This is a genomic window from Archangium sp. Cb G35 (assembly GCF_001896145.1).
GTDB classification, from domain to species: Bacteria; Myxococcota; Myxococcia; order Myxococcales; family Myxococcaceae; genus Archangium; species Archangium violaceum.
In genome coordinates this window covers 25,650-50,032 of sequence record NZ_MPOI01000013.1, presented here as the reverse complement: position 1 = coordinate 50,032, position 24,383 = coordinate 25,650, and the positions used below count along the sequence as shown (strand labels likewise).

Annotated in this window: 21 protein-coding genes; 12 read left to right on the top strand and 9 right to left on the bottom strand. The window is 69.8% G+C overall.

Translation table 11 applies throughout. The annotated features are described in order from the left end of the window. Positions 1-70: 70 nt before the first annotated feature. On the bottom strand, positions 71-1,351 hold the full coding sequence (locus tag BO221_RS34915; protein ID WP_073565200.1) for an MFS transporter: 1,281 nt from the start codon (positions 1,349-1,351) through the stop codon (positions 71-73). Positions 1,352-1,582: 231 nt separating this feature from the next. Between BO221_RS34915 and BO221_RS34910 the strand changes: the two genes are divergently transcribed. Then, entirely contained in the window at positions 1,583-2,200 is a 618-nt protein-coding gene (locus BO221_RS34910) for a glutathione S-transferase family protein (protein ID WP_073565199.1), read from the top strand. Between the two features lie 96 nt (positions 2,201-2,296). Here the strand turns inward: BO221_RS34910 and BO221_RS34905 are convergent, their stop codons facing one another. After that, complete coding sequence (locus tag BO221_RS34905; protein ID WP_073565504.1) at positions 2,297-2,926, bottom strand: hypothetical protein; 630 nt, start codon at positions 2,924-2,926, stop codon at positions 2,297-2,299. A 129-nt stretch (positions 2,927-3,055) separates the two neighbouring features. Between BO221_RS34905 and BO221_RS34900 the strand changes: the two genes are divergently transcribed. From BO221_RS34900 to BO221_RS34885, 4 genes are all read left to right on the top strand, one after another. After that, positions 3,056-4,054: a DUF3592 domain-containing protein gene (locus BO221_RS34900; protein WP_073565198.1), complete on the top strand. Its 999-nt coding sequence runs from the start codon at positions 3,056-3,058 to the stop codon at positions 4,052-4,054. Between the two features lie 95 nt (positions 4,055-4,149). Beyond that, entirely contained in the window at positions 4,150-5,436 is a 1,287-nt protein-coding gene (locus tag BO221_RS34895; RefSeq protein WP_073565197.1) for a LamB/YcsF family protein, read from the top strand. Further along, positions 5,437-6,318: a biotin-dependent carboxyltransferase family protein gene (locus tag BO221_RS34890; protein ID WP_073565196.1), complete on the top strand. Its 882-nt coding sequence runs from the start codon at positions 5,437-5,439 to the stop codon at positions 6,316-6,318. 12 nt (positions 6,319-6,330) lie between these two features. Then, entirely contained in the window at positions 6,331-6,909 is a 579-nt protein-coding gene (locus BO221_RS34885; RefSeq protein ID WP_073565195.1) for an SRPBCC family protein, read from the top strand. An 84-nt stretch (positions 6,910-6,993) separates the two neighbouring features. Here the strand turns inward: BO221_RS34885 and BO221_RS34880 are convergent, their stop codons facing one another. Beyond that, positions 6,994-7,410, bottom strand: coding sequence for a hypothetical protein (locus BO221_RS34880; protein ID WP_073565194.1), 417 nt, complete (start codon positions 7,408-7,410; stop codon positions 6,994-6,996). 214 nt (positions 7,411-7,624) lie between these two features. On the opposite strand from BO221_RS34880, the gene BO221_RS34875 reads away from it, so the two are divergent. Next, positions 7,625-8,161 carry a GNAT family N-acetyltransferase gene (locus BO221_RS34875; RefSeq protein ID WP_073565193.1) on the top strand — a complete coding sequence of 179 codons (537 nt, stop codon included), beginning with the start codon at positions 7,625-7,627 and terminating at the stop codon, positions 8,159-8,161. 3 nt (positions 8,162-8,164) lie between these two features. Here BO221_RS34875 and BO221_RS34870 read toward each other — a convergent pair whose 3' ends face one another. The 3 genes from BO221_RS34870 to tkt form a co-directional block, all read right to left on the bottom strand. Further along, positions 8,165-8,869: a hypothetical protein gene (locus BO221_RS34870; RefSeq protein WP_073565192.1), complete on the bottom strand. Its 705-nt coding sequence runs from the start codon at positions 8,867-8,869 to the stop codon at positions 8,165-8,167. Beyond that, entirely contained in the window at positions 8,866-10,137 is a 1,272-nt protein-coding gene (locus tag BO221_RS34865; RefSeq protein ID WP_073565191.1) for an AAA family ATPase, read from the bottom strand. Before BO221_RS34865 ends, BO221_RS34870 begins: the two co-directional genes overlap by 4 nt. A 112-nt stretch (positions 10,138-10,249) precedes the next feature. Next, entirely contained in the window at positions 10,250-12,304 is a 2,055-nt protein-coding gene (gene tkt / locus BO221_RS34860; RefSeq protein ID WP_143195867.1) for a transketolase, read from the bottom strand. Between the two features lie 175 nt (positions 12,305-12,479). Here tkt and BO221_RS34855 point away from each other — a divergent pair, with 175 nt between their 5' ends. Next, positions 12,480-13,064 (top strand): hypothetical protein, encoded by a 585-nt coding sequence (locus tag BO221_RS34855; protein ID WP_073565189.1) that lies wholly within the window; start codon positions 12,480-12,482, stop codon positions 13,062-13,064. 191 nt (positions 13,065-13,255) lie between these two features. Next, entirely contained in the window at positions 13,256-13,744 is a 489-nt protein-coding gene (locus BO221_RS34850; RefSeq protein ID WP_073565188.1) for a hypothetical protein, read from the top strand. A gap of 8 nt (positions 13,745-13,752) precedes the next feature. Here BO221_RS34850 and BO221_RS34845 read toward each other — a convergent pair whose 3' ends face one another. Continuing rightward, positions 13,753-15,456 carry an MASE1 domain-containing protein gene (locus BO221_RS34845; RefSeq protein WP_073565187.1) on the bottom strand — a complete coding sequence of 568 codons (1,704 nt, stop codon included), beginning with the start codon at positions 15,454-15,456 and terminating at the stop codon, positions 13,753-13,755. 103 nt (positions 15,457-15,559) lie between these two features. On the opposite strand from BO221_RS34845, the gene BO221_RS34840 reads away from it, so the two are divergent. The 4 genes from BO221_RS34840 (at position 15,560) to BO221_RS34825 (ending at position 19,202) form a co-directional block, all read left to right on the top strand. Next, positions 15,560-16,201, top strand: coding sequence for a hypothetical protein (locus tag BO221_RS34840; protein WP_083681822.1), 642 nt, complete (start codon positions 15,560-15,562; stop codon positions 16,199-16,201). Positions 16,202-16,244: 43 nt separating this feature from the next. After that, entirely contained in the window at positions 16,245-17,411 is a 1,167-nt protein-coding gene (locus BO221_RS34835; protein WP_073565185.1) for a serine hydrolase, read from the top strand. Next, positions 17,408-17,722 carry a hypothetical protein gene (locus BO221_RS34830; RefSeq protein ID WP_073565184.1) on the top strand — a complete coding sequence of 105 codons (315 nt, stop codon included), beginning with the start codon at positions 17,408-17,410 and terminating at the stop codon, positions 17,720-17,722. Before BO221_RS34835 ends, BO221_RS34830 begins: the two co-directional genes overlap by 4 nt. Positions 17,723-17,867: 145 nt before the next feature. After that, positions 17,868-19,202, top strand: coding sequence for an oxygenase MpaB family protein (locus BO221_RS34825; protein ID WP_158079963.1), 1,335 nt, complete (start codon positions 17,868-17,870; stop codon positions 19,200-19,202). Here BO221_RS34825 and BO221_RS34820 read toward each other — a convergent pair. Together BO221_RS34820 and BO221_RS34815 are read right to left on the bottom strand one after the other, a co-directional pair. After that, positions 19,192-19,959 (bottom strand): hypothetical protein, encoded by a 768-nt coding sequence (locus BO221_RS34820; RefSeq protein WP_073565182.1) that lies wholly within the window; start codon positions 19,957-19,959, stop codon positions 19,192-19,194. The two genes, BO221_RS34825 and BO221_RS34820, sit on opposite strands and share 11 nt — an antisense overlap. A 123-nt stretch (positions 19,960-20,082) precedes the next feature. Then, the gene (locus BO221_RS34815; protein ID WP_073565181.1) at positions 20,083-24,264 is read right to left on the bottom strand and encodes a TOMM system kinase/cyclase fusion protein; all 4,182 of its coding nucleotides are present in this window, start codon (positions 24,262-24,264) and stop codon (positions 20,083-20,085) included. Between the last annotated feature and the right edge of the window lie 119 nt (positions 24,265-24,383).

The window sequence follows — 24,383 nt, the reverse complement described above, 5'->3', positions numbered from 1 at the left end:
GCGGCAAGGAAGCAGCCGGGTCAGGCTGGGGGGCAGACGGGCGGTGAGGCGGTCGTGCCCCCGCGGGCTCTCAGCGAGCCATGGCGGGGGCGGCGGTTGAGTCGGCGGGCGCGGGCTCCGGCTCCGCCACGGGGGCGGCGATGCCCTCGGGGAGGAACTTGAGGAGCACGAGCGCCGGCAGCGCGAGCACCACCGTGAGGCCGAAGAAGCCGGCCCAGCCCATGCCCTCGGCGAGGAAGCCGGAGGTGGCGGTGAGCATGCGGCCGCCGAAGTTGGCCAGCGCGGACAGCAGCGCGAACTGGGTGGCGCTGAAGCGCTTGTTGCACAGCGACATGGTGAAGGCGCCGAAGGCCGTGGTGGCCATGCCGCCGCATACGTTGTCCGTGCAGATGGCCACCGCCAGCATGAGGTGGTTCTTGCCGATCAACGCGAGCGCCATGAAGGTCAGGTTGGTGAGGGCCTGGAGCGCGCCGAAGATGAAGAGGCTGCGCCGCATGCCCAGCTTCGCGAGCAACGCGCCCCCGAAGAGCGCGCCCACGATGGTGGCCGCCATGCCCACGCCCTTGCTGATGGTGCCGACCTCCAGGTTGGAGAAGCCCAGCTTGAGGAAGAAAGGCGTGGTCATTCCACCGGCCACGGCATCCCCCAGCTTGTAGAGGAGCAGGAAGAGCAGGGCGAGCAGGGCGCCATCGCGGCGGAAGTAGTCGACGAAGGGGACGACGGCGGCCTCGGTGAGGGTGCGCGGCGGACGCTGTCCCTGGGGCTCGGCGGCGAGCACCGTGGCCACCACGCCCACCAGCATGAACGAGGCCATGATCCAATACGTCTGGGACCAGCCGATGAACTGCGAGAGGCTGAGGGCCACGGCACCGGAGGCGATCATCCCGAAGCGGTAGCCCATGACGAAGGTGGCGACGCCGAAGCCGCGCTCGGCCTCGGAGAGGGTGTCGGTGCGCCACGCGTCGGAGACGACGTCCTGGCTGGCGGAGAGGAAGGATACCAGCAGGGCGAGGCTCGCCATGGTGAAGGGGTCGTCCTTCGGATTGACGAAGCCCATGGCGGCGATGGCGGCCATGAGGCCCAGCTGCGTGAGCATCATCCAGCCGCGGCGCCGGCCCATGAAGGGCGGGGCGAAGCGGTCCATCAACGGCGCCCAGATGAACTTGAAGGTGTAGGGCGAGGAGACGAGGGTGAAGATGCCAATCGTCTTGAGATTGACGCCCTCGTTGGTCATCCAGGCGGAGAGGGTGCCACCCACGAGGAGCAGGGGCAGACCGGAGGCGAAGCCGAGCGCCACGAGGAGCCAGGCACGCGGGCTGCGGAGGACCTGGAAGATGGAGGGCTTGGACATGGGCAGGGGCACACAATACCGGTCCCCGGGCGGATTCCATCCTTTGTGTCGGGGCTCCAGCCGGGACAGTGTCCGCCCGGCTGCTGTCCGAGCCCGCGGGTGTCATCCTCCGGGCGCTCGGGGCCCTCGCCCGCCCGCCCGGGAGCCGGAGGCAGGAGGGCCCCGCTCATGGCTCGCGTCCGCTGGGGAGCTGGCGTATAGGGGGCCCCTCCCTTCCCCAGGAGAAACACCATGAAGCTCTACGAGCACCCGTTTTCCAGTGCCGCTTTCAAGTGCCGCGCCGTCGTCCACGAGCTCGGCCTGCCCGTCACCCTCGTCACCGTGGACCTGATGAAGGGCGAGCACAAGGCGCCCGAGTTCCTCGCGAAGAACCCCAACGGCAAGGTGCCCACGCTCGTCGATGACGACGGCTTCTGTGTCTGGGAGTCCAACGCCATCCTCTGTTACCTGGCCGCGAAGAAGCCCGAGAGCGGGCTGCTCCCCACCGACGCGCGCGGCATGGCCCAGGTGCAGCAGTGGCTCCAGTGGCAGGCCACCACCTTCGCCCTTTCCACCGGCGAGGTGATGAGCGAGACCATCTACGCGAAGTTCTTCAACCGCTCCAAGGACGAGGCGAAGTACGCCGCCGGCCTGGAGAAGGTCCGCAGGGATCTCGCCCTGCTGGAGACGACGCTCACGGGCAGGGAGTTCCTCGGCGGGAAGCTGACGCTCGCGGACTTCTCCATCGTGTCCGGCCTGTTCCTGCGCACCCCCATGGGCGTGGACCTCGAGGCCTTCCCGAACGTGAAGGCCTGGGTCAATCGCATGGAGTCCCGCGAGAGCGTCCGCAAGTCCCTGCCTCCTCTGTAGTGGGCAGGGGAGTCCGGGGTGGGGCTCACGGTTCCAACCTGGGAACCGGATACCCTCACCCCGACCCTCTCCCGAGGGGAGAGGGAGTGGTGCGTATTACCAGCCCCGGCGCGACTCGCGGCGGTCGTCGCGGCGGTCCTCGCGGCGCTCCCGGTGGTCCTCGCGCAGCTCCTGCTTCGTCTGCTGCACCTCCTGCCGGGCGATCTGCACGAGCTGCACGATGAGGTTGCGCTGGCGCTGCAGGTCCGAGTAGTTGCGGTTGCCCATCACCCAGTTCAGCTCCCGGGCGATCGCCATGCGCGTCTGCAGCGTGGCCGCCTCGACGCGCGCGTCCCGGACGTCGTCCCGGCGGTCGCGCCGGTCATCCGCTCCCCCACGGCCCCAGTTGCGGTCCCGGCGCACCTCGCGGTTGCTCCGGTGGATCTCGCGCTTGTCCTTCTCCAACTCGGCGCGGCTCTCGGACAGCTCCTTGCGCAGCAGCTCGCGCAGCCTCCCCTCCACCGCCGTCATCTCGCGATCGTCCTGCCGCGACCACGCCTGGTCGAAGCGCGCCAGCACGTTCTCCAGCTCGGCCACGTCACGGCGGTCGTCCCGGAGCTCCTGCCGGTCCGAGCGGACCTCGTGGCGGTTCTGGGCACGTTCGCCCCGGTTGTTGCCCCACTGCTGGGCCTGGGCGCTGCCGGCGAGAAGGAGGGAGGCGAGAAGGGCGGAGGAAATGCGGTTCATGGTGTTCATCCTTGGGTTTGTTTTGGGGTCGTTTTCGTCGACACCGCTTCAGACGGGGGCACGCGGGATTTATTCGAGCACGGTTGGCCCCCGGATTTCAGGGACTCCGGGTGGATGTAGGATGAGGCCATGAGTGCCTCGTACCGCGTGATGCTGCTGTTGATCCTCCCCCTCGTGATGGCCCCCGTGCTGGTGCTGGATGGGTGGATCCTCCACACCCTCGCGCGGCAGAGCCTCTCGGCGTTCCATCCCAGCGCTTCCGGCACCATCACGCACAGCGAGGTGGTGAGAGATGAGGACAGCTACGGCTTCGAGGCGCGCTACGCCTATGAGGTGGGGGGGCGGGCGTACGAGGGCTCCCGGTACAGGCACGGCGCGTGGAGCTCCTCGAACAGGGGCAGGGTGGAGGACCTGGCGCGGCGCTTTCCCGTGGGGGCCAGCGTCCCGGTGTTCTACGACCCGGAGTCGCCTGGGGACGGGGTGCTCATCACCGGCGTGGATGGGATGTATCTCTTCCTGCTGATGTTCATGACCCCGTTCAACATGGTGATGCTCATGGGGGTGCGGCATGTGCTGCGCGGCGGGGAGGAGGGCCGGTTGGGGGTATTCAAGCGCGCTGGCCGCGTGCACGTGCGGTTGACGGACGAGATGAGCCCGCTGGCCGTGGGAACCATTGCCGTGGGGTGTGCATCCTTCGTGTCGATGTTCGTGCTGGCGATCGTGATGTCGGTCTATCCGTCGCTGATGGTCGCGGTGCTCGCCTGGGTGGCGGTCATCGCCACGGGCGTGATCTTCGCGAAGAGGCAGCACTCGAAGCTGGCCGCGCTCGATCCCGATTTGATTCTCGACGAGCGGAACCAGATGCTCTCGGTGCCGTCGTGCGATGGCCGGAGGAATCGGCTCAGCGTGCCGTGGAGCAAGGTGAAGTCCGTCTTCCTCGACCAGCGCCCCTATGAGTACAGCGATGAGGGCACGATGACGGTGATGACGCTCTGGTGCCCCACCCTCGAGATCTCCGCGAAGCCGAACCAGACCCTCGCGCAGTGGAGCGATAAGCACAAGGCCGCGCTCCTGGTGAAGTGGCTGCAGGCGCGGCTTCCTCACGCCAAGGGTGTCGAGAAGGTGTGACTCCTCGCGTGAAATCAAGACTGGAGGGAGGCGCAGCCGCTATGGTGCGAGCATCCTGGCCGGTTGGTTCCACACGAGGCAGGGGGGCGACAGTCATGGCGGAGTGTCTCCTCAACATCGATCTGGGTGAGCTGCCCGAGGAAGACGAGCGGCTCTACGCGTCCGCGCAGGTGGCGAACATCGCCTGCGGCGGGCACGCGGGTGACGAGCGGTCCATGCGCCGGGCCCTGGAGGCCTGTGCCCGCAATGGGACCCGGGCCGGGGCGCATCCGTCCTTCGAGGACCGCGCGAACTTCGGCCGGCAGGAGCTCCAGGTGGCCCCGGAGGAGCTCCGCGCCCAGGTGGCCGCCCAGTGCGCCCGCCTGGTCGCCCTGGCCTCCGAGGTGGGCGTGCCCGTGCGCTACGCCAAGCCCCACGGCGCCCTGTACCACGCCGCCAACCGCGACCCCGCGCTCGCCCGCGCCGTCGTGGAGGGCGTCGTCGAGGCGCTCGGCCCCGGCATCACCTTCCTCGGACCGGGCGCGGGGGCGCTGCGCGAGGCCGCCCGGGCCGCGGGGCTCTCCTATGCGCGTGAGGGCTTCGCGGACCGTGGCACCCGGCCCGATGGTTCCCTCATTCCGCGGGGGCAGCCGGGGGCGGTGCTGAGCGACCCCTCGGTGGCCCGGGACAACGCGCTGCGGCTGGCGCTCGGTGGAACGGTGGACACCCTGTGCGTGCACGGGGATTCGCCGGGCGCGGTGGACATGGCCCGCGAGGTGCGCGCGGTGCTGGAGGTGCTGTCCCTGCGCTCCGAGTCCCTCGGCGAGGGCGCGTTGCGGCTCGTCCTGCCCGTGCGGCTGGAGCGGCGCGCGGTGCTGGAGTCCCTGAAGGCCGAGCCCGGGGTGGTGGACGTGGTGGTGGGCGAGGAGCACGCGTGCGTGTACTTCGACCCGGCGGCGCCTCCCGAGGATCCCCGGCGGGTGCTGGGCCGGTTGGCGGTGACGCCGGCGCTGAAGGAGGAGCCACCACTCGTCACCGTGCGCGTGCGCTACGACGGGCCGGACCTGGAGGCGGTGGCCGAGCGCGTGGGCCTCTCGGTGGACGACGTGGCGCTGCTGCACGCCTCGCATGAGTACACGGTGCGCAGCATGGGTTTCCTCCCCGGCTTCGCGTACCTGGGCGAGGTGGATGGGCGAATCGCCGTTCCCCGGCTGGCCACGCCGAGGCCCCGCGTGCCGGCCTTCTCGGTGGGGCTCGCCGGGCGCCGTACGGGCATCTACCCGTTCGCCTCGCCGGGCGGGTGGAACCTGATTGGCACCGCCGTGGACTTCACCGCCTTCCAGCCCGGCTCCGGTGCGCTGCTGCGCCTGGGGGACCGGATCCTCTTCGAGCGGGTGGACTGAATGGACGCGTGGCTGGAGGTGCTCGGCGCCGGTGGGCTGGTGATGGTGCAGGACGCGGGCCGCATGGGCCTCATGCACCAGGGTGTGCCACCGGGAGGCGCGCTGGTGCCCGAGTGGCTGGCGGCGGCGAACCGCGCGGTGGGCAACGTGTGGAGCGCGGCGGCGCTGGAGTGTTACGGGCGCGTGGAGCTGCGGCTGCATGGGCGCGGCGCGTGGGTCTCGGTGGGCGGCGAGGCCTTCCGGGTGGAGGCGGGTGGCCACTTCACCGTACCGGCGCCCGAGGCGGGTGTGGTGCGCTACGCCGCGGTGGACGGTGGATTCGATGTGCCCGAGGTGCTCGGAGGCCGGGGCACGCTGCCGGTGGCCCGGTTGGGAGGACTCGAGGGCCGGGTGTTGAAGGGCGGGGATGTGCTGCCGCTCGGTGCGGGAGGTGGCGCGCGCGAGGCACCGGGCCAGGAGCTGCCGCTGGAGTCCGAGGTGCGCGTAGTGCTGGGGCCGGACCTGGGGCGCTTCGGCGCGGACGCGGTGGAGGTGTTGCTGGAGGGAGACTTCACCGTGTCTCCCACGAGCGACCGCGTGGGCATGCGGCTGCGGGGGCCGGCGCTGTCCCAGGCGGATGAGGGCTCGGGACTCTCGGGGCCCATGGTGCGCGGGGCCCTCCAGGTGCCGGCCTCGGGTGAAATCATCGTGCTCGGGCCGGACCATCCCACCATGGGGGGCTATCCGGTGCTCGGTGTGGTCATCCGCGCGGATTGGGGCTCTCTGGCCGCTCGCCGGCCGGGCGCGCCCGTGCGGTTCCGCGCCGTGCGCGTGGAAGAGGCGCGTGAACTCTGGCGCCAGCATGCGCCGGTGTATGGTGCCGCGCCGGCTTCGTCCGGGTGACAAGGGGAGTGAATGAAGCGCGTGTTGAAGCGTGTGGGGCTGGGGTTGGTGGGGCTCGTGGTGGTGTTGACGGTGGTGGGCCTGTTCCTGCCGAGGCAGTGGAAGGTGGAGCGGTCGATCGTCATCAACGCCTCGCCCGAGCACATCCATCCGCTCGTGAATGACCTCAAGGCCTGGCAGTCGTGGGCCGCGTGGACCAAGGACATGGACCCCGAGGTGAAGAACGAGTACGGCGGTCCCGCCTCGGGCGTGGGCGCGTGGTGGGCGTGGCAGGGCCCGAAGATGGGGCTCGGGAAGATGACCATCACGAAGAGTGATGTGGCCTCGGGCGTGTGGGTGGACGAGATGATCGAGACGCGCGAGGAGGTCAACGCTCACGGCTCGCTCACGTGGACGCAGGAGGGCGGCGGGACGAAGGTGACGTGGGTGGACAGCGGCACGCTGCCTCCCATGGGCGGCTACTTCGTCGGGATGATCAACACCATGCTCGGCAACAACTTCGAGCAGGGCCTGAAGCACCTGAAGACCGAGGCCGAGAAGCGCCGGGCCGCGGAGCAGGAGGCCATGCAGGCCGCGCCCGCGGTGCCGTGAGCGGCTTCTAGAATCCGCTCGAGACGAGACGGCCCACGAGCCTCGTGCCCGTGGGCCGTTTCATTTCAAGCCGGGCCCGAGCTGTCACTGCATGGGGTCGGTGCTGCGCTCGGTGTCGTTCATGTCCTCATTCGGCACGGGCTGATTGGCCGGCGCGCCCGGGCCGAGCGGCTCATCGGTGGTCTCATCGCCGAGCGGGTCGTTCGCGCGGTCCATGGGCTCCGGCTCGAGGCCCGTGCCACCCGTGCCGGGCTGGGCGGGGATGTCATCGTGCACGCCGGGCTCCATCTCACGAGTGCCCTCCTGCGGAAGCGGATCCACCTCCTCGCGCTCGCGGTCCATGGGGTCCGCGCCCGCGCCGCCCGTGCCGGCATCCGTCGGCATGCTGGACGTGTCCGTGCCGGTATTCGTATTGGCGGCGCCCTTGTCCGTCTTGCACCCGGTCCCGAACGCCACCGCACCAGCCAGGAGACCCGCCAGCAGAAGCTTCGTCTTCGTCATGGTGTCTTCCCTCCCTTTGGGTGTTTCGTTTGCGGTCGGGAAGCTGAGGCGCGTTTCCGGTTCGTGCAGCGGGCGCTTGCCTGCCAGGCCGCTGGGCTCACGGGTCCCATAGAGAAAAAGAGAAGGCCTTTTCCCAGGGGGTTACGCGCATGGGCCAGGGTGGAGAGCACAGGGACCACGGCTTCCTGGAGGGCAGGCGTTACAGTGGCGGGCCATGACGACTCCGGACCTGCGCCTGGTTCCCGCCCTGCCCGAGCACCTGGACTTCTGGATGGCCCTGCGGGACGAGCCCGTGTCACGCAAGCTCGTGCCGATGGAGCCCTCCACGCGCGAATCCCTGCTCAAGCGCATCACGGAGGCGGCCAGCGACCTGTCGGACCCGAAGGCCACGAGCTTCCGGTGGATGGTGGAGCTCGACGGGCGCCTCGTCGGCACGGTGGCCGCGAAGGACTTGTCCCGATTCCATGGGCGCATCGAGATCGGCTACATGCTCTCCAGCGCCTACCACGGCCGGGGCATTGGCACGCGGGCGGTGGGGATGGTGCTGGAGCGGCTCTTCGAGTGGCCCTTCCTGCACCGGGTGTGGCTCACCACCGCGCCGGACAACCTCGCGTGCCAGGGACTGGCGAGGAAACTCGGCTTCACGCTGGAGGGCGTGATGCGCGAGCACTTCTTCGTCGACGGTCAGCGCAAGGACCAGCAGGTGTGGGGCCTGTTGCGCTCCACGTGGGAGGCGAGGCGGACCAGCTAGGGGTCAGGGCTGCGCTTCCTGATCTTCGGGACGGATGCGGCCCTGGCGGCGCATCTCTCGTTCCAGGAAGGGAGCGTGCTCTCTCAGGTGCCAGAGCGGTACGGGTTTGGAGGGCTCCTTGGGCAGCCAGTAACTGTTGAAGAACCTGATGCGCATGTTTCGGCACTCGCGGGAGTTGAGTCCCAGCCGATCGATGGTGTTCCGCACGCGCTCGGACAGCGGTTCATCGAGGCCCTGAGCGGGACGGACCTCGAACGTGCCCAGGTTGAGCTCGAACCAGCCATCCTCGACCTCGAATGGATCGAGTACGTCCTGGAAGTCTCTCTTCCTGGCGTTCATCAATGAAGAGGCAAGCCGGTAGTTATCCCATTCATAGGCCTGCCTCGGGTCGGCGCTCACCATGGCGGCGAAGTGATCGACGGTCGGTCCGCAGATGGGCGCGATGTAGAAGCATGAGTAGGCACAGATGCCCTGGTAGGCGTCGTGGAGCACATCCAGGGCCCGGGTCCAGTAGTCATACTGGCGAAGCACCGCGGGGCCGAGATCCTCGAGCCGCTGTGCCCTCTGCTGGATTCGAGGTCCGCGGCGGCGCAGGGTGGGCGGCTGGCCGGTCAACTCGGCCAACGCGCTCAACCCAGGCTGGCGTACCTCCTGGTCGAAGTCGAAGCCAGGTGGGCTCGGCTCGGGCTGCTTCTCGACGTGAATCATTCCTCGAGCCCTGCCTCCTGAGCCCAGAACCTCCACCGCAGCCAGAAGGGATCGACATCTGGCAGGCTGGCGCACAGCCCGTTCCGGACCCTTTCGTACTCCTCGAAGTCCACGAGCCGCTCCTGGCCCATCAGCGCCTCGGCATCGTGGATGGCCTGCTCCGCTTCCAGGGAGCGGGGCTCGCCCAGTTCGAAGACATCCGAGATGAGCCAGGAGTTGGCGTCACCGCGCCGGCGCCAGACTTCCCGTTCCAGGACGACCCTGTCGTTCTTCAGGTTCAGATGCCACAGCGCGTCCCTTTGCGCGTCGAACAGGGGTTCCAGGGACGCCAGGAGCAGCGGCGAGTGCGTCACGGCGAGCACCTGGACTTGCACGTCCCCGGTACCGGTGAGTGCCGACATGACACGGAGCAGTGAGCGCAAGACCGTGCGTTGCCACCGCGGGTGCAGGTGCGCTTCAACCTCATCAATCAAGAAGATGATGGAGCGGGTGACCTCCTGGTTCAGGAGGCGGCTTGCCTGGAGGTGCTCCTGCCACGTCCAGACGAGCAGATACGCGAGTGAGATGACGCGTTTGACACCCGCGGAGGCGTACACGACTGGCACCTCCTGGCCATACGGGGCCTTGAGCGTCGGCATGTCCCGCACGTCTTCCAGGCTGATGCGGGTGAGCTCCCCTGGCACGAGCGGCTCCTGCTCGGAGGGGGACAAGGCCTCGAGGGCCTGGAGGAGTTGATGGTAGGGCTCTCCGTTGCGGCCCTGCCAGGAGGCCCAGTCACGGATCAGTCCATTGCAGAGATACTTGCCGGCCTGTTCCAACCCGTCCCATACCTCCCGGGGCCCGAAATGATAGGCGGCGGGACGGTCTGGCGCGTCTACTCCCAGGGAGGGGGCGTTCCTCCAATAATTGCGCGCGGGGTCCCAGACGGAGAAAGAGCCATCCACCCGGGCATAGAGCACCATGCCTGGATTCGCGGGCCGCCCACCCTTCGAGGTCCATGCCTGGGCCTGGAAATCATAGGAGCTGGAGTAGCTGACAGGCTTCCGCTTGCCCTCGAACTGGACGGAGATGGCCGGTCGGATGCCTTGGCCCCGGTGGGGGGACGCGGGATGACTCACCCAGGTTCGCGTCAATGCCCACCAGGCAACGTCGAGGACGAAGGTCTTTCCTACTCCGTTGTCGCCCGTGACGAGGTTCAACCGAGGAGCAAAGTCGAAGATGAGCTCCGGGGCTGGCCCGACATGGTGGAGTTCCAGCCGTTCGAGCATCGTCTCCTCCGGGCGCGTTCAAGAGCGCCCAGCGGGTGGTATAGGACAGGTTGGATGCGTGGACAAATACGCGCCCGGGCCCATGAATGAGCCCGGGCTTCGTGCTCGGTGACTACTTCTTCGCCTGCTCGATGACCTCGCGGGCCACCTTCACCACGTTCTCCACGGTGAAGCCGAACTTCTGCTGCAGGGCCTTGAGCGGCGCCGAGGCACCGAAGCTGCGCATGCCAATCACCGCGCCGCGCAGCCCCACGAAGCGCTCCCAGCCGAACGTGGATGCCTTCTCCACCGCCACACGGGCGTGCACCGACGAGGGCAGCACCTGCTCGCGGTACGCCTCGTCCTGCTGCTCGAACAGCTCCCACGAGGGCATGCTCACCACGCGCGCCTTCACCCCCTGGCCCTCGAGCTGCTCCTGCGCCTGCAGGCACAGCGACACCTCGCTGCCCGTTCCAATCAGGATGACGTCCGGCGTGCCCTTGCTGTCCGACAGCACGTAGGCCCCCTTGGCCACGCCCGAGGCCGGCGCGTACTTCGTCCGGTCCAGCGTGGGCACCGCCTGCCGCGTGAGCACCAGCACCACCGGCTGGTGCCGCAGCGGGGCAATCACCTTCCACGCCTCCGTCACCTCGTTGGCGTCTCCCGGGCGCAGCACGATGAGGCCCGGAATCGAGCGCAGGCTCGGCAACTGCTCCACCGGCTGGTGCGTCGGGCCGTCCTCGCCCAGGCCAATCGAGTCATGCGTGAAGATGTGGATGGCCGGCAGCTCCATGATGGCCGACAGGCGGATGGGCGGCCGCTCGTACTCGCTGAAGATGAGGAAGGTGGCGCTGTAGGGGCGCACCTTGCTCAGCGCCAGGCCGTTGATGATGGAGCCCATGGCATGCTCGCGCACGCCGAAGTGGATGTTGCGCCCCGACTGGTCCCCCGGCTTCATCGCGCCCGAGAACGACAGGAACGTCTTCGTGGACGGATTCAGGTCCGCCGAGCCGCCCACCAGCCACGGGTAGTTCTTCGCCAGCGCGTTGAGCACCTTGCCGCTCGACTCGCGCGTGGCCACGCCCTTGGCGTCCGCCGGGAACACCGGCAGCTCCTTGTCCCAGCCCTCGGGCAGCTCGCGCTTCTGCATCCGCGTGAGGTGCTCCGCCAGCTCCGGGTGCTTCTTCTGGTACTCGGCGAACCTCGCCTCCCACTCCGTGCGCAGCTTGCGGCCCCGCTCTCCCACGCGCTGGGCGAAGCGCTCGCGCACGCCCTCGGGCACCAGGAACTGCGCGTCCTCGGGCCACCCGTACTTGCGCTTGGCGCCCTTGATTTCCTCCGCGCCCAGCGGCTCGCCGTGGGCCGAGGCACTTCCCTGCTTCTTGGGCGCGCCGTAGCCGATCTGCGTGGTGACGATGATGAGGGTGGGCAGGCCGCGGTCCTGCTTGAAGGTGCGGAAGGCCTGCGAGAGCGCGTCCAGGTCGTTGGCGTCGGCCACGTGGAGCACGCGCCAGCCATAGGCCTCGAAGCGCTTGCCCACGTCCTCGGTGAAGGCCAGGTCCGTGCTGCCGTCGATGCTGATGCGGTTGCTGTCGTAGACCCAGCACAGGTTGGGCAGCTTCAGGTGTCCGGCGAGCGACGCGGCCTCGCTGGCCACGCCCTCCATCAGATCTCCATCACCGCAGATGGCCCACACGTCGTAGTCGAACAGCTCGAAGCCGGGGCGGTTGAAGTACCCGGCGAGCCAGCGGCCGGCGATGGCCATGCCCACGGTGTTGGCCACGCCCTGGCCCAGCGGGCCGGTGGTGGTCTCCACGCCGCTCGTCCAGCGGTACTCGGGGTGGCCGGGAGTGGAACTGTCCAGCTGGCGGAACTTCTTGATGTCCTCCAGGGCGATGGCCACCTGGTCCTCGACGGTGTACTCCGAGGTGACGCGGCGCGAGCCGGCCAGGTGGAGCAGCGCGTAGAGGAGCATGGAGGCGTGCCCGTTGGAGAGCACGAACCGGTCCCGGTTGGGCCAGATGGGCTGGGTGGGGTCGTAGCGCAGCTCCTGTTGCCACAGCTGGTAGGCCACGGGCGCCAGCGCCATGGGCGCGCCCGGGTGGCCCGAGTGGGCCTGTTCCACCGCATCCATGGCGAGGGTGCGGATGGTGTTGATGCAAAGCCAGTCGGTCGGATCGTGAGTCATGTCTGGGAGTCCTCGTGCCCTCGGACGGTGCACCATGCCCCAAGCGGGGCGGGAGTGCCGCAGCATTCGGCATGGGATGCGAGGAGGTGGACGGAGGGGGGGACGTGGCCGGGTCGACAGAGAAGGGGTCCGAGGGACTGGCGGTAGGGCCTACTGAGTGGCATATGGTGCGCGCATGTCGATCGAAAAACCGTTGCGGGAGATGGTCCAGGCGGAGTTGAGGGGGCGGCTGGCTCCCATGCACAAGGCCATCACGCGAATGGATGAGCGGCTGGCGGTGGTCGAGGACCTGGTGGACATCCTCAAGAGCCTGGCGCCGTTGACGAAGCGGATGCAGTCGCTGCAGCTGGCGTTGCCGGGACTCGCGGCGCCGGCTGCCCCGAGGGGCCGGAGCGCGGTGGTGCCGGCGGCGCGGGGTGCTCAGGCGGCCGCGGTGGTGCCGGCGCGCCGGGGCCGTCCCCCGGCGATGGAGGGCAAGCGGTGCGCGGTCATCGGGTGCAAGAGGCCGTCGCGCTCGAAGGGGTACTGCTCGGCGCACTACCAGAAGCTGCGTTTGCTGGTGAAGTCGAACCGGCGGCCGGACAAGTGGGTGGACGACGCGTCGCCGCAGTCGGTGCCGGACGTGGTGTTGCCGAGGGGCCGCGCGGCGTCGAAGGCGCTGGCGGAGGCGGCGCCGAAGAGGCCGGAGCCGGCGGCACCGCCGAAGCCGAAGGCCTGGGTGCGCAAGAAGGGCGGCAAGGAGCGCGTCGAGCTGCGCTGAGGGGGGCCGGGAACCCCAGGTTCACTCCCGTGTGAATCCCCTCTCCCTCTGGGAGAGGGTCAGGGTGAGGGTCTACCCAAGAACGTTCCCCCCGTCCCCCGGTGCCTGTCCGCCCGGCGGACGGGTTGGCCGGAGCCTCCCAGCCCCGCGGAGTCGTTGACACGGTGGGGCGGGAGTGATTTCCGGCGGGGATGAGCGATCAGGGTTATCCGGTGACGGTGGCAGTGAGGCGCCCGGACGGGCGCGTGGAGCAGGTGCGGGTGGGGACGGCGGTCCGCAATGGGGACGGTTTCTCGCTGAAGCTGGGGGAGATGAGCATTGGCGCGACGCCGGACGCGGCGGCGGCGCCGAGGCGCGCGTCCTCCTCGAGCGGTGGCGGTGGCGGCGGGGGGGGCGGCGGCGGAGGAGAGGTGTTCCCCAACTACGGCCGCAGCAAGGGCGCGCCCATCCGCGGCGCGAGCATGGGAGACCTCGAGTTCTACGCGAATGGCGCGAGGCGTTCGCTGAACGATCCGAGCAAGTCGCGGTGGCACGACCGGGAGCGCCAGTTGCTGGCGGCCATCGAGGCGGAGATCGCCCGGCAGCGGGGCGGTGGCGACGGCGGTGGTGACGAGCCGCCTCCGCACGGCGACGACGACTACAGCGGCGGCGGGGACGACGAGGGCAACATCCCGTTCTGACGCGGGGCTCAGGCGGCGGAGCGGGAGGCCTCGGCCAGGGGCAGGAGGACGATGAAGGTCGTCCCCTGGCCCGGGGTGGAGTGCACCTCCACGGAGCCGTGGTGGGCCTCGACGATGCGCTGCACGATGGCGAGCCCCAGGCCGGTGCCCGAGGCCTTGGTGGTGTAGAAGGGCTCGAAGAGACGGGCCATGACCTCGGGAGGGATGCCCGGGCCCGAGTCGGTGATGGAGACGTGGGCCTGGGGCACGCCGCCGCGAGCCGGGACCTGGCCGAGCCCGATGTGCAGGGTGCCGCCCTGGGGCATGGCCTGCAGGGCGTTGGTGAAGAGGTTGCTGAGCGCCAGGTGGAGCAGTTGCGCGTCCAGCGGGGCGTCGGGCAGGGCCGCCTCCATGTCGCGCGTCACCTGAACGCGCGTGGCATGGGGCTGGGTGCGCGAGGCGGCCTCGAGGGCGCCGTCCACCACGGGGCCGAGCGGCTGCGGTAGCAGCCGGGGCACCTGGGGGCGGGCGAAGTCCAGCAGCCCGTTGATGAGGTGGTCCAACCGGGCGACCTCCTCGCCCATGACGCCGAGCAACTCCCAGGAAGTGCCGTGCGTGGGCTCCACCATGCGGGAGAGGGCGGCCACGGAGTTGGCGATGACGCCCAGGGGGTTGCGCACCTCGTGGGCGACGCTGGCGGACAGCTCGCCGAGGGCGGCCATGCGCTCGCGGCTCACCAGCTCCTGCTGGGCGGTGGCGAGCGCGTGCAGGGACTGGCGCAGCTCGCGGTTGAGGAGGGTGGCCCTGTCCTGGGCGCGGCGGCGCTCGTCGAGGGCGGCGGCCAGCAGCAGCCCGGTGACGCCCACGGCGGCCAGGAAGGACTGGAGGAAGACGAGGCGCGCGGTGCTGGAGCTGCCCGGGGGCCCGACGGCGAAGGGGCCATTGCCCGCGAGGGTGTGCTGGAGGGTGACGGCGGTGAGGGCGATCATGGCCGCCGAGGTGCCGCGGACCTCGAAGCGCAGGGCGGCCCAGAGGATGAAGGGGAAGGCGAGGTAGCTGACGGGGTGGTAGGCGTTGGCGGCGTCGGGGCCCACGTGGAAGACGAGGTCCACGGCGAGGACGAGCGCCCCCAGCAGCACGGCGAGCTCCACCTGGCGGGCGCGGCTCCAGCCCTCGAGGCCGCGGGTGGACCAGGAGAGCAGCGCGGGAGTCACGAGCAGCACGCCCATGGCATCACCCACCCAGTAGACGCGCCACTCGCCGCCCCAGTGCTGCCAGGGGATTTCGCCCTGGAGGGCCAGGAGGGTGACGCCGGGGGTGGCGCCGAGCATGGTGCTCGCCAGGGCGCCGAGCACCACCAGCAGGAGCACGTCACGCACGCGCTCCAGGGAGGGGCGGAAGCCGGCGTAGCGGCGCAGGAGCAAGGCGCCAGCGAGGGCCTCCAGGGCGCTGCCGGTGGACAGGAGGAAGCCTCCCAGGTCCGGCATGCGCCCCGGGAAGGAGACGAAGGGCTTGAGGAGGACGGCGGCGAGCAGGAGGGCGGGCCAGTCGCGGAAGCGGGAGAGCAGCAGCGCGGCGAGCAGCACGCCACTGGGCGGCCACAGGGTGGAGAAGTGCTCGTCCGGGGCGTTGAGCCGCATGCCCAGGGCGGTGCTGGCGCAATACACGAACGCGAACAGCCCCAGCCGTCCGAGCGGATGCCAGCGTTGGAGGATGTGCTTGGAGTCGGGCACGAGGGCTCGCCGAGGAGTCCACGGTGGCACGAAGCGAAGGGTGGCGGAAAGCCCCCCGGGTGGTGGGCGCGGGAGGCGCGTGTCGATGATATGACATGCGGCCATGTTTCCCTTGCGAGCGGATGCGCGGTGGGCCCGGAGGGGCGTGAGCCCGGCGGTGGCGCTGGCCCTGGTGCTGTGGATGGTGCCGATGACGTCGCGGGCGGCGCCGGAGTCGGCGCGGCTGTTGCCGGCGGGGATGATGACGGAGCAGCCGCTGAAGTGGATGGCGCTGGAGCTGGGCACGGGGGCGGGGGCGGCGGTGGTGGCGGTGCCTGCGACGCTGGCGCTGAGCGCGTGGGTGGGCTCGTTGTCGTCGGACCTGGTGCTGGCGGCGGCTCCGGCGATGGTGCTGCTGTTGGCGGTGCCTCCGCTGGCGGTGACGGGGGTGCAGTGGCTGGTGGGCAATGCGTTGCAACCGGGCAGCGTGCGCTTTCAACCGGCGGTCTGGGTGGCGCTCGGGGTGCACGTACTGGCGGTGACAGGGGCGGTGCTGCTCGGGGCGACAGTGGATGACCTGGGGGACGCGGCGTTGTTCACCCTGGTGGAGGCGCTGGTGTTGCCCACGGCGGTGACGTTGACGATGCGCGCGACGGCGCCGGTGCCGCCGCCCACGTTGTCGCGGGTCCCCGAGCGTCCGCGCTCCGTGGTGGAGGCGACCGCCTCGCGGGCCCTGGTGGTTCCCCTGTTCCGTCATGCGTTCTGATGTCGTCCCCTCTCCTTTGGGAGAGGGACTTCCCCGAGCTCCCATGCGTCGAATCCACAAGAAGCTCACCTTGCCGGCACTCGTGGCCATGGCGCTCTCTTCCGCGCTCCCGGCCCGTGCCGCTGACTGTTCCACCACCGGCTGGCCCACGGAGGACTGGCCCGATGCCCGCGCGGAGGTCGCCGCGGCGAGGGCGGCTGAAATCCAGGCGCTGGAGGACTACGCCTTCACGCTCCAGGGGAAGGACGAGGAGCGCAAGGGCCTGCGCACGGATGGAGTCGTCATCATCCACAAGGGCCGGGTGGTGTACGAGCGCTACGGGCGCGGCTTCGACGCGAGCAAGCGGCACCTGTCCTGGTCCATGTCGAAGAGCTTCACCAGCGCGCTGGTGGGCATCGCGGTGAAGGGGGGCGCCCTGTCGCTGGACGACTCCATCTGCGAACACGTGAAGTCCTCGCGGCAGGACAACTGCGCCATCACGGTGCGCCACCTGATGGAGTTCGCCTCGGGGCTGGACTGGCGCGAGGACTACGAGAACGGCGGCTCGTACCAGACGTCCTCGGTGCTGGCGATGCTGTACGGAGAGGGCCGCCAGGACATGGTGTCCTTCATCACCGCGCACGAGCGCAGTGACGCGCCGGGCACCTCGTGGAGGTACTCGTCCGGGGACGCGACGCTGCTGGCCGGGGTGCTGGACGCTGTGCTGCGGCCCGAGCTGGGCAGGGACTGGCCCTGGGTGTTGCTGCTCGACAAGCTGGGCATGAAGAGCGCCACGTGGGAGCGGGACGGCAAGGGCGTGGTGGTGGGCTCCTCGTACCTGCACGCCACGCCGAGGGACCTGGCGAGGTTCGGCTACTTCTACCTTCGCAACGGGTGCTGGGCGGGTGAGCAGATCCTCCCCGAGGACTGGGTGGCGCGGTCGACGCGGGTGTCCGAGCCCATCAAGCTCAAGTCCTACGAGCGGGGCCGGGACGACGTGCAGGGCTGGCAGTGGTGGCTCAACCGCCCCATCCCCGGGGTGCAGACGGAACTGCCCTTCCCCAGCGTGCCCGAGGGCGCCTTCGCGGCACGGGGGCACTGGGGCCAGTCCATGTCCATCATTCCTTCCAAGGAGCTCATCGTGGTGCGGACGGCGGATGACCGGGACGGCTCGTTCTCGTTGGACACCTTCCTGAAGCTGGCCATGGCGGTGGTGGAGGAGCAGCCATGAGCCCGAGCCGTGCGCTGGTGGTGCTCGCGTGTGCCGCGGCCCTCTCCTGCGGGAGGGGCGACACGGTGCAACGCCCCTACGACAACAACGACTTGCAGCTCGTCACCTCGTACACGGCGAAGGACTTCTGCTCCTGCGTCTTCGTGATGGAGATGAGCGAGGAGTATTGCCGGCGCTGGACGGCGGCGAGTCCGGCGGTGGCCACGGTGACGGTGGACTACGAGGAGCGAAGCGTGCAGACGGCCGCCGCGCTGCTGTGGGGCGAGAAAGCCCGCTTCGTCAGCGAGCGCGACGGCTGCGTGCTGGAGTAGCGCCCGTCAATTCCCCGCTCCCTCTTCATGCAGGGTCTCGTCCCGTCGCGGCCCGGCGTCACAAATAGCCGATCTCCGTCGGACCCTATGGGGACACCATGGGGGTGCCCCCCTGCGAACTCCATCAGGGGCGGTTCATATGCGGATGACGGAAACGGTTTGGACGGATGAATTCCTGGACAAGAAGCGCACCGAGTGCGACCCGGAGGCGGACGAGGCGGTCCGGAGCCTGACCGAGCGTGAGGTGACGCTGGCCAACGAGTTGATGACGCGGCTCATCATCAACGAGCAGCCGGTGCCCGAGGATCTACCCCCGTCCCTGCGCCGTTTCTTCGACGATACGGATACCCTGCCGCCCTGGGCGCAGAGGCCCCTCATCCTCGAGGGGCAGCGCTTCTTCAACCGCTGCGCTCCCCAGATGCTCCTCGCGCTCTTCTGCGCTTCGCTGCCGTCCTGCTACGCGGCCAGCAAGGGAGTGAAGGTGCTCCATCGCACCGGAAAGATGGGGCGTGATCCTGCCGCGAGGGCCCGGCAGCGTCTTTTCACGAGCCCGCGCCCGGGCCGTTCCGGGGGCCTGCTCCCGATTCTCGTGCACGCCCTCCAGGAGCGCTTCGGGGGCTTCATGCGCTCCAGCGCTGGACGCGGACTCCCCACCAACCTCTATCGCCGCATCCTGGAGACGGCGCAGATGGTGGTGGATGTCATGGCTCCGGACCAGGGACCCGGCAATCCGGCGGGACTCGAGCCGGGAGGGCGTGGCATCCGGACGGCGCAGAAGGTGCGCCTCATGCATGCCGTCGTGCGCCGCCTCTTCGCCCAGGAGGGCCGGTGGAGCCCGGCGCTGGGCCAGCCCATCAACCAGGAGGACATGGCGGCCACCATGTTGGCGTTCTCGGTCGTCACCCTGCGCGCCCTGCCCAAGCTGGGGTGCGATAGCTCGCCGCGCGAGCGGCAGGCCTACTATCACTCCTGGCGGGTGGTGGGGCACATCATGGGCATCCAGGGCGAGCTGCTGCCCGAACGCTACGAGGACGGCGAGCGTCTCTACGACAAGATCGCTCAGCGCCACTTCCACTGGAGCCGGGAAGGTGCGGAGATGACCGGGGCGCTGTTGGCGTTGTTGGATCATGTCACGCCCGGCAACCTCTTCGACGACCTGGGAGAGGTGCTCATCCACCACTTGTTGGGCGATGCCACGGCAACCGCCGCCGGCGTGCCCCGCAAGCGCGACTTGATGAGCGCCCTGGTCATGGGTCCGTTGATTGGCCTGGGGTGGGTGACCGATGAGACGAACGATCGGAACCTGTTCTCCGCGAGGCTGTGCGAGCTGCTCGGGCGCAAGCTGATGGAAGGCATCGTCTGGGCGGGCCGAGGGAAGAACCGCCGGCCCTTCCGGCTCCCCGACCAGTTGCGCGAGACGTGGGGAGTCCAGGGCTGGGAGCGTGCCCCGGAGCCCGAGGACGAGAAGGCTACGGCATAGCCCAGACGCATAGGATGCCCAGGGCCTGAAGCGCCAGTCCAATGGCCAGGTGATGCCGCCTGCGTTCCAGGAAGGCCAGCAGCTTCAGGCCCGCGTAGCCGAGCACCACGTACGGCACGAAGATCTCCCACGTGGAGAAGTGCTGCAGGTCGCCTCGGAAATAGAAGAAGAAGAAGGACTGGAAGAGGCCGAGCGAGAAGACGTTGACGCAGATCTCCAGCAGCATGGTGTCCACGGCGAGCAGCAGCACCTTGGGGCCCTCCCTGTCGAAGGGGCGCAGCCGGGGGTTGGCGCGCAGCGCCTGGTGCAGGAAGTAGAGGAAGCCCCCATAGAGGGGCCAGGTGAAGAGCCCGATGGCCGAGGTGTAGCCATGGTTCACCGGCCAGACGTGGTAGAGCCAGAGGGGCCGCTTCAGCAGCGCCACGGAGAGCGAGTCCGTGCCCACCTCGCCGAGCGTCGCGCACAAGCAGGTGGTGCCCATGTAGAGGACGAGCGTGTCCACGCGGGGGCGGAGGAAGCGCCGCGCCAGCGCGCAGGTGGAGAGGTACAGCACCGGCGCGAAGACGAGGAGCAGGCTCGTCAGCAGGAGGGCGTTGCGCCCGGTGGAGAGGGGCGTGGGGGTGATGTCGAGCACCTCCCAGAGCAGCCACCCGCCCGCGGCGCTGAGCGCCTTCAGCAGGACGTAGGCGAGGAGCAACCCGGATAGGATGCGTAGCACGAGCCGGGCGCGGAGCCAGGCGGCCGTGGGCCGGCGCACGGCTGGCTCCAGCCGGCGTGTGAGGGGGCGGATGAAGGGCGTCTCTCCTTGCGCTTCCCACCGGGGTCGGGCCATGCCCGCAATGTGTGCGTGCCTTCACGGCGCGCCCACCCGCGCCCGGGTTCATCCCAGCCGGGCGGACAACTCCCGGGCCTCTCGCTGGTCGGGGGTGTCCCAGCCCTCGGTGAAGCCGCTCAGCACCGCGTCCAGCGTGGTGCGCGCCTGCTCGCGCTCGCCCAGGTGCAGCAGCAGCCGGCAGAGGCTGAGCGCCGTCTGCAGTTCCAGCGAGCGGGCCCCCTGCCGCCGGGCCACGGCGATGGACTGGTGGAAGCTGGCGAGCGCCTGCTCCGGGGCGGCGCCTCGCGCCCAGAGCAACTCTCCCCGCACGCGGTGGAACTTCACCTCGGTGCAGCGCTCGCCGTAACGCTCCTGCAGGGTGAAGGCCTCCTCCAGCACGCGCCAGGCGTCCTCGTGCCGTCCGGCCATCAGGTATGCCTCCGAGAGCAGGGTGAGATGGGTGGCCATCCCCGTCTCCGAGCCGGAGGCCCGCCAGCCCTCGAGGCCCACGCGCAGCAGGGGCAGCCCCTCTTCCGCGTCTCCTCGTGCCACCAGGGCCCAGCCCTTGAGCAGGGTGGCCCAGGCTTCCCAGGGCGGGAAGTGGTGCTCCCGGGCGAACGCGATGGCCTTGTCCGCGCACCTCAGCGTGTCCTCGGTCTCGCGCCGGAACTGGTGGAAGTTGCTGGCGTAGCAGTAGGTGAGGGCCGACGTGTGCGGGTGGGCCACCTCCTTCGCCATGCGCAGGGCCGCCTGATGGTCGCGCCACGCCTGGTCCGCGAAGCCGAGGTACCAGCGGATCCACGACACGTACGACATGGAGACCACGGCGGGGTCCACGCCGTGCACGAGCGCCAGCGAGCGATGCCGGACGCGGTCATAGCGCGCGAGCGTCTGTTGGAAGTGCTCCAGGGCGGCCGCGGGCTCGCCGATGGCGAACAGCGTCGTGCCCATCATCCGGTGGCCGAGGACGAGCACGTCCACCGTCTCCGGGTTCTTGTGCCCCAGGCCCAGCAACTGTTCCGCGAGCTGGCGTGACTTCTGGAAGCGGGCGCGGGCGAAGTAATACAGCCACAGTCCGTGCAGCGCCGGAGAGAGCTGGGGCGTGTCCCCCATCGCGGTGCACAGGTCATGGGCCCGGCTGTATGCGCGCTCCACCTCCGGGGCCCCATAGCCCCGCGTGGCCATCAGGTTGTTGCCCAGTCCCAACTGCAGACGCAGCTCCTCGTGCCGCTGTTGTGCCAGGTCCGGCAGGTGCTTCACCAGCCGCAGCGCGGCCTGGAAGTGGCCCACCGCCTCCTGATTGGTGGAGCGCTGACTGGCGAGTGTCCCCGCCTGGGCCCAGGAGTGGATGGCCTGCTCGTATTGTCCCGCCGCCGCCTGGTGGTAGGCGAGCAGCTCGGGGTTGTCCTGCGCCGTCTCCGGGAAGAGCTTCGCGAGGACCTCGGCCACGCGCCGGTGGTACTGCCGCAGCCGGCTGCGCGGGAGCGACTGGTAGGCCGCGTCGCGGATGAGGGCGTGGCGGAACTGGTACTGGAGCTCGGGGCCGGGGCCCTGCTTGTGCAACAGGCCCGAGGCGAGCAGCGTGGCCAGGGCCTGTTGCAGGGCCGGCGGCTCCCAGCCACTGACGGCCGCGAGCATGTCGGGAGTGAAGCTGCGGCCGAGCACGGCGGCCACCTGCGCCAGTTGTCTCGGTTCCGGGGGGAGCCGGTCGAGCCTCGCGGCGAGCAGCGCCTGCAGGGTGATGGGGACGAGCAGTTGCTCGAGGTCGCGCTTGGGGACGCCCCCCCGGGTGGAGCGCAGCTCGAGCATCATCCGGGTCAGCTCCTCCACGAAGAGCGGGACGCCATCCGTCCGGGCCACGAGCTGGTCGATCAGCTCGTGGGAGAGGGGCTCCTGCCGCGCCACCTTCCGCGCCAGCGCTCCGGTGTCTTCGGGGGACAGCCGCTCCAGCCCGAGCTGATGGAACCAGGGACGGGGAGGAAGGGGGGAGCGGAACTCGGGGCGGGCGGTGAGCACCAGCAGGGCCCGGGTGGTGGGGATGCGCTCCTGGAGCAGGGCGAGCAACTGGAGGGTGGAGGGGTCCACCCAATGGAGGTCTTCCACCACGAGCAGGACGGGGTCGTGCCGGGTGAGGTGCAGGAGCAGCTCGGTGAGCACCTGGAGCACCTCCTCCTTCGTCCGTTTGGGAGACAGGGCGGGAGGCGGGTACCGGTCGAGCAGTGGGACGGAGAGCAGCGGGGCCAGCAGGGGCAGGGCGTGGGGCACCTCGAGCTCCAGGGCCGTCAGCATCTGCTCCAGCCGCGCCAGCTTCGCCTCCGGGGTGCGCTCGCGCTCCAGCCGCATGGCGCGGCGGATGACCTCGAGGACGGGGTAGAAGGCGCTGTCCTTGAACTGGGGCCAGCACTGGCACGTCAGGTGGGTATGGGACTCGCCGGTGAGGCGCTCGCGGAGGGCCTGGACCACGCGGGACTTGCCCATGCCCGCCTCGCCCGTGAGCAACAGCAACTGCCCCTGGCCGTTCCGGGCCCGGTTCCAGGACTCGAGCAGGAACGCGAGCTCCTCCGTCCTTCCAATCAACGGGGTGAGTCCCTGGCGGGAGGCCCGCTCGAAGCGGCTCGTCACCTCGCGAGCGCTGAGGACGCGGTGGACGTCCAGCTTGTGCCGGCTGCCCTCGAGGCGCTGGGGGCCGAGGGACTCGGTGGCGAAGATGCCCCGGGTCAGCCGGTGGGTCTGCTCGCTGAGGAGGACGGTGCCGGGCCGGGCGTGCGCGGCGAGCGCGTTGGCGATGGTGGGGGCCTCGCCCTGGAGGGTGAGCCCGCCGGACTGGGCCTGCACGGCCAGGTAGTCGAGGGTGACGGGGCCGGTGTGGAGGCCGAGCTGGGGGAGCAGCCGCTGCTCCTTCATCACGTCCAGCAGGTGCTCCGCCGCGCGCACGGCGCGCTCCGCGTCGTCCTCCCTCGCCGCGCCGCAGCCGAAGCAGATGAGGAGTTGGTCGTTGACGGAGGTGATGAGGGTGCCGCCCCACTGTCCGGTCTCGAGGATGCAGCAGTGGTGGAACATCTCCAGCACCTCGCTCCGGTCATCCGGGGTGAGCGAGGACGGCAGGGCGTTCAGGCTGCCCAGGCGCGCGGACAGGAGCGTCACCTGCCGGCGCTGGATGGCGGCGTCCGGGCGGGCCGCGGCGCCTCGCCGGAGCGGGGGCGGAGTGGCGGGCCGGGCGAGGAGGGACTCCACCGCGTGCAGGGCCTGCCGGAGCTCCTCGGCGCTCTGGAAGCGCAGGTCCGGATCCTTCTGCAGCGCGCGCTGGAGCACCTGCTCCAACTCCTCGCGCAGCTCGGGGGCCTGCGCGCGGGCCGAGGGGACGGGCTCCCGCGAGGTCACCTGCGCGCGCAGTCCCCGGGGCTGTGGTGCCTGGTAGGGCAGCACGCCGGTGAGCATCTCGAAGAGGATGACGCCCGCGGCCCAGATGTCGGCGCGTCCGTCCTGCGGCTCTTTCCGCCACTGCTCGGGCGCCATGTACGCGGGCGTGCCGGCCTGGGGATGCGAAGGGGTGTCCCCCGCCATGAGGTGTGCCAGCCCGAAGTCCAGGAGCTTCGCCCGCCCGTTCTCCAGGACGAAGACGTTGCTGGGCTTGAGGTCCCTATGGATGATGCCCTGCTGGTGCGCGTGGGCGAGGCCCGCGGCGATCTGCTCCATCAGTTGGACGGCGCGCAGGGGCTCGAGCCGCTCCTGCTTCATCAGCGCCTGGAGGGAGCGGCCGCGCAGGTACTCGATGACCAGGTAGGGGATGTCCTTCCAGGTGCCGACGTCGAAGATGCGGACGATGTTCTCGTGGTCCAGCCGGGCGGTGGCGCGCGCCTCGGTGAGGAACAGGCTGTCGAGCCGTTGGCGGGGAATGCGCTCGTGCTGGAGCAGGAACTTGATGGCGGTGGTGCGCTCGAGGAGGAGATCCTTCGCGCGGAACACCTGGCCCATGGCGCCGGTGCCCAGCTCGGTGAGGATTTCGAAGCGTTGGCCGTCCTCGCCGCCCAGCCGGGTGCCGGGCGCGATGAAGAGGGGCGCGGTGCTCACCTGCTGGGAGGAGAGCGCGGCGACCTGCACGAGGAACGAGTCTCCGAAGTCCGACTCCAGGGGGTCCTGGGCGGAGGGCGTGTCCTCGCCCGGAGGCTCTGGATGAATCGGGAGGGGCTCGGAGGGCGAGTCCCAACTGGAACCGTCTCCTGGAACCATCTCTTGGCTGGGAACCATGGCCGCTCCTTCGCCGTCCTCGGGATGAACCCGAGAGCCAGGTGTCCTTGTCCCCTCAAGGTGTGATGCCGCTCGGGAGCCGGCCACCCGGGACGGAAGTCCCTCCTGCTCGCCCCCTT

Bases quoted from the DNA above. Each gene is read 5' to 3' on its own strand.
- BO221_RS34915 (WP_073565200.1), bottom strand. From the start codon at position 1,351: ATGTCCAAGCCCTCCATCTTCCAGGTCCTCCGCAGCCCGCGTGCCTGG.
- BO221_RS34910 (WP_073565199.1), top strand. From the start codon at position 1,583: ATGAAGCTCTACGAGCACCCGTTTTCCAGTGCCGCTTTCAAGTGCCGC.
- BO221_RS34905 (WP_073565504.1), bottom strand. From the start codon at position 2,926: ATGAACCGCATTTCCTCCGCCCTTCTCGCCTCCCTCCTTCTCGCCGGC.
- BO221_RS34900 (WP_073565198.1), top strand. From the start codon at position 3,056: ATGAGTGCCTCGTACCGCGTGATGCTGCTGTTGATCCTCCCCCTCGTG.
- BO221_RS34895 (WP_073565197.1), top strand. From the start codon at position 4,150: ATGGCGGAGTGTCTCCTCAACATCGATCTGGGTGAGCTGCCCGAGGAA.
- BO221_RS34890 (WP_073565196.1), top strand. From the start codon at position 5,437: ATGGACGCGTGGCTGGAGGTGCTCGGCGCCGGTGGGCTGGTGATGGTG.
- BO221_RS34885 (WP_073565195.1), top strand. From the start codon at position 6,331: ATGAAGCGCGTGTTGAAGCGTGTGGGGCTGGGGTTGGTGGGGCTCGTG.
- BO221_RS34880 (WP_073565194.1), bottom strand. From the start codon at position 7,410: ATGACGAAGACGAAGCTTCTGCTGGCGGGTCTCCTGGCTGGTGCGGTG.
- BO221_RS34875 (WP_073565193.1), top strand. From the start codon at position 7,625: ATGACGACTCCGGACCTGCGCCTGGTTCCCGCCCTGCCCGAGCACCTG.
- BO221_RS34870 (WP_073565192.1), bottom strand. From the start codon at position 8,869: ATGATTCACGTCGAGAAGCAGCCCGAGCCGAGCCCACCTGGCTTCGAC.
- BO221_RS34865 (WP_073565191.1), bottom strand. From the start codon at position 10,137: ATGCTCGAACGGCTGGAACTCCACCATGTCGGGCCAGCCCCGGAGCTC.
- tkt (WP_143195867.1), bottom strand. From the start codon at position 12,304: ATGACTCACGATCCGACCGACTGGCTTTGCATCAACACCATCCGCACC.
- BO221_RS34855 (WP_073565189.1), top strand. From the start codon at position 12,480: ATGTCGATCGAAAAACCGTTGCGGGAGATGGTCCAGGCGGAGTTGAGG.
- BO221_RS34850 (WP_073565188.1), top strand. From the start codon at position 13,256: ATGAGCGATCAGGGTTATCCGGTGACGGTGGCAGTGAGGCGCCCGGAC.
- BO221_RS34840 (WP_083681822.1), top strand. From the start codon at position 15,560: ATGTTTCCCTTGCGAGCGGATGCGCGGTGGGCCCGGAGGGGCGTGAGC.
- BO221_RS34835 (WP_073565185.1), top strand. From the start codon at position 16,245: ATGCGTCGAATCCACAAGAAGCTCACCTTGCCGGCACTCGTGGCCATG.
- BO221_RS34830 (WP_073565184.1), top strand. From the start codon at position 17,408: ATGAGCCCGAGCCGTGCGCTGGTGGTGCTCGCGTGTGCCGCGGCCCTC.
- BO221_RS34825 (WP_158079963.1), top strand. From the start codon at position 17,868: ATGACGGAAACGGTTTGGACGGATGAATTCCTGGACAAGAAGCGCACC.
- BO221_RS34815 (WP_073565181.1), bottom strand. From the start codon at position 24,264: ATGGTTCCCAGCCAAGAGATGGTTCCAGGAGACGGTTCCAGTTGGGAC.